This window comes from Desulforhabdus sp. TSK, assembly GCF_022836495.1.
GTDB lineage: Bacteria > Desulfobacterota > Syntrophobacteria > Syntrophobacterales > Syntrophobacteraceae > Desulforhabdus.
The window spans coordinates 1-3,878 of sequence record NZ_BQXM01000068.1; the positions used below are offsets into that span (position 1 = coordinate 1).

3 protein-coding genes are annotated in these 3,878 nt (G+C 60.9%); all 3 read left to right on the forward strand.

What is annotated here, in order from left to right:
• On the forward strand, nt 1–517 hold a 517-nt coding region (locus tag MWC30_RS21290), incomplete at its 5' end, for a (Fe-S)-binding protein (RefSeq protein WP_244086217.1).
• Between the two features lie 26 nt (nt 518–543).
• A complete protein-coding gene (locus MWC30_RS21295; protein ID WP_254006178.1) occupies nt 544–3,627 on the forward strand; it encodes an FAD-dependent oxidoreductase in 3,084 nt (1,027 codons plus the stop codon).
• A gap of 33 nt (nt 3,628–3,660) precedes the next feature.
• Nucleotides 3,661–3,878: hydrogenase iron-sulfur subunit (locus MWC30_RS22490; RefSeq protein ID WP_254006177.1), on the forward strand; the 218-nt coding region annotated here is incomplete at its 3' end.

Consider the following 3,878-nt stretch of genomic DNA (forward strand, 5'->3'; position numbering starts at 1 on the left):
CGTGGACAACGGGGTGAAGAAGATCCTCGTCTCCTCCCCCCACTGCTACCATACTTTCAAAAACGAATATCCCGAGTTCATGGTGCACTTCGAGGTGGTTCACATCACCCAGTACCTCCTGGAGCTCATCCGGGAGGGAAGGCTGGAGCTCAAGGGAGAGTACCCCAGGGCGGTCACCTGGCACGATCCCTGTTACCTGGGGCGCCACAACGGCATTTACGACGAGCCCCGGGAGGTTCTCAGGCAGGTGCCGGGCCTCAAGCTCCGGGAGATGCCCGACTCCAGGTCCGACAGCCTGTGCTGCGGCGGGGGCGGGGGCCGGATCTGGATGGAGACCCTCAAGGGGGAGCGCTTCTGCGACCTGCGGGTCGACCAGGCCGTCGAGATGAAGGCCGAGGTGCTCGCCACCGCCTGCCCCTATTGCATCACCAATTTTGAGGACAGCAGGTTGACCATGGGTTTTGCCGAGAAGATCGAGGTGAAAGACATCACCGAAATTATCCAGGAAATGATTTAGGCACCGAAGAAACCTGACGAGGACGCATAGAAGTGGAAAAACCAGTTGAAGGACAAAATTTTGGAGATGTTTTGGTTGTCGGTGGAGGAATCAGCGGCATTCAAGCTTCTTTAGATCTCGCCACCGCGGGCTTCAAGGTCTACCTGGTGGAAAAAGCGCCGAGCATCGGGGGCCACATGGCCCAGCTCGACAAGACCTTTCCCACCAACGACTGCTCCATGTGAATCCTCTCGCCCAAGCTGGTCGAGGTCGGCCGGCACCCCAACATCGAAGTCCTGACCTATACCGAGGTTCAGGATGTGGAAGGAGAGGCGGGAAATTTCAACGTCACCCTGCTGAAAAAGCCCAGGTACATCATCGAGGACAAATGCACGGGCTGCACGAGCTGCGTGGAGTACTGCCCGGCCACGTATCCCGATGTCTTCAACCAGGAGATATCGACCAACAAGGCCGTTCACATCTACTTTGCCCAGGCCATCCCCCTGGTGGCCTATGTCGACGACAGCTGCCTGTACCTGAAGGAAAAAAAGTGCCTCATCTGCCAGGCCGTTTGCAAGGCGGACGCCATCGATTTCAAGCAGGTGCAGGAGAAGATGGACATCAAGGTGGGGGCGGTCATTCTCACGCTCGGCATGGAGCCTTTCGATCCGAGGGTCCGGAAGGAATACCGCTACGGGGAATTCGCCAACGTCTTCACCAGCATGGACTACGAGCGGCTCCTGAGCTCCACCGGGCCCTACCAGGGCGAGGTGCTGCGCACTTCCGACAAGAAGCACCCCCACAAGATCGCCTGGATCCAGTGCGTGGGATCGAGGCGGGTCACCCAGGGAGACAACGGCTACTGCTCGGCGGTCTGCTGCACGTATGCCCAAAAGCAGGTGATCCTGACGAAGGACCATGACGCCGACGCCGAGTGCACCATCTTCCACAACGATGTGCGCTCCTACGGAAAGGATTTCGAGCGGTATTTCCAGCGGACGGAGAATCTTCCGGGGGTTCGCTTCATCCGAAGCTACGTGTCCATCGTCCGGGAGGACCCCGAAACGAAGAATGTCACCGTGCGCTACTCCACCACCGACGAGGGGGTGAAGGAGGAAGAGTTCGACATGGTGGTCCTCTCCGTCGGGTTGAACCCTCCCGTCGGCTACGAGGCCCTGGCCCGGAAGTTCGGCATCGAGCTCAACGAGCAGGGATTTTGCAAAGCCGATTCCACCAATCTCATGAAGACGAGCAGGCCCGGGATTTTTGTGAGCGGGAGCTTCCAGGGCCCCGTGGACATTCCCGAGTCGGTTTTCAGCGCCAGCGGCGCCGGCTCCCAGTGCGGGGAGCTTCTCGACTACAGGCGCGGGAAGCTCGCCCAGGAGAGGGTCTATCCCCTGGAAAAGGACGTCTCCCGGGAGGAGCCCCGCATCGGGGTCTTTGTCTGTCACTGCGGGGCCAACATCGGCAGGATCGTCAATGTTCCCGAGACGGTGGAATACGCCAAGACCCTTCCCCATGTCGTCTACGCCCAGGAGCAGCTCTTTTCGTGCGCCACCAACTCCGCCAAGCAGATCTCGGACGTGGCCAAAGAGCAGGGGCTCAACCGCGTGGTGGTGGCGGCCTGCAGCCCGAGGACCCTGGAGCCTCTTTTCCGGGACACCCTCCGGGAAGCCGGCATCAACCAGTACTACTACGACATGGCCAACATCCGGGAGCACTGCTCCTGGGTCCATTCCAAGGAAAAGGAAGCCGCCACGGAGAAGGCCAGGGACATCATCCGCATGTCCGTGGCCCGGGCCGGACTGCTGGAGCCCCTCGCCGAATTCGATCTGCCCGTCAACAAGGCGGCGCTGGTGGTGGGTGGGGGAATTGCCGGCATGACGTGCGCCCTCTCCATAGCCGCCCAGGGGCACGAGGTGTACCTGGTGGAAAAGGGCTCGGAGCTGGGGGGCATCGCCAGGAAGATCCACTACACCCTGGACGGGCTGGACGTGCAGGCTTACGTGCGCGATCTCGCGCAAAAGGTCTACAGGCACCCCGCCATCCATGTCTACATGGACGCCGTCATCACGGAAGCCACGGGGTATGTGGGCAATTTCGTGACCCGGGTGCAGTCCGAAAGAAGGGACATCGAGATCAAGCATGGTGCCACCGTGCTCGCCATCGGGGCCGACATCCACAAGCCCGTCGAGTATCTTTACGGTGAGGACGAGCGGGTCATGACGCATCTCGAGCTGGAGGAGCGGGTTGCGGGAGGGGACGAAGCGGTTCTCAACGCCGAGACCCTCGTGATGATCCAGTGCGTGGGCTGCAGAAACGAGGACAGGAATTACTGCAGCAGGGTCTGCTGCAGCGTCTCCATCAAGAACGCCTTGAAGCTCAAGGAGCTCAACCCCGGGATGGACATCTACATTCTCTATCGGGACATGATGACCTACGGGCTCAAGGAGGACTACTACCGGGAAGCCTCCAACAAGGATATCCGGTTCATCCGCTATGAGCCCCAGGCGAAGCCCGAGGTGGAAGCCGTGGTGGAGGAAGGGCGGCCGGTTCTCCGGGTTACCGCGCCCGATCCCATTTTGGGCCAGGCCCTGGCCGTGGACGCCGACTACCTCGTTTTGGCCGCCGCCGTCATCCCCTCCGGTGCCACGGAGGAGGTGGCCGGGCTCTTCAAGGTGACCCTGAGCCCCGACGGCTTCTTCAAGGAAGCCCACGTCAAGCTGAAGCCCGTGGAATTCGCCGCCGAGGGCGTGTATCTCTGCGGGATGGCTCACTATCCCAAGCACATGCCCGAAACCATCAACCAGGCCTACGGCGCCGCCGGCCGGGTGCTGACGCTTCTTTCCCAGGATACCGTCATCGCCTCGGGATCGGTGTGCGAGGTGGCCGAGAGCAAATGCATGGGGTGCGGGGCCTGCGTGGCGGCCTGTACCTACGGGGCCATCGAGCTTCGTGACTCGCGGCAGGGCAAAAAGGCTGTCGTCAACCCCGTGCTCTGCAAGGGAGACGGCCTCTGCAACGCCAAGTGCCCGACGGGGGCGATCGTGCTGAAGCACTTTACCGATGACGAGCTCTTGTGCCAGATTGACGCGGCGAGCGGCGAGATGCAAAAGGCGGCAAACGACTAGGCCCGGCCTACCAACATAAGGAAGTGAGAACGCATGAGTACAGGACTGAAATTTAAACCCAGGGTGCTGGGTTTCGTATGCCACTGGTGAGCATACGGGGCTGCTGACCTGGCTGGAGTTTCCAGACTGCAATATACGACCGAAATGCGGCTGATCCGCGTCATGTGTACCGGCAGAGTCGACCTGGCGCATGTGCTCAGGGCCTTCTCCAACGGCATCGATGGCGTGTTCATCGGCGGCTGTCACTTGAA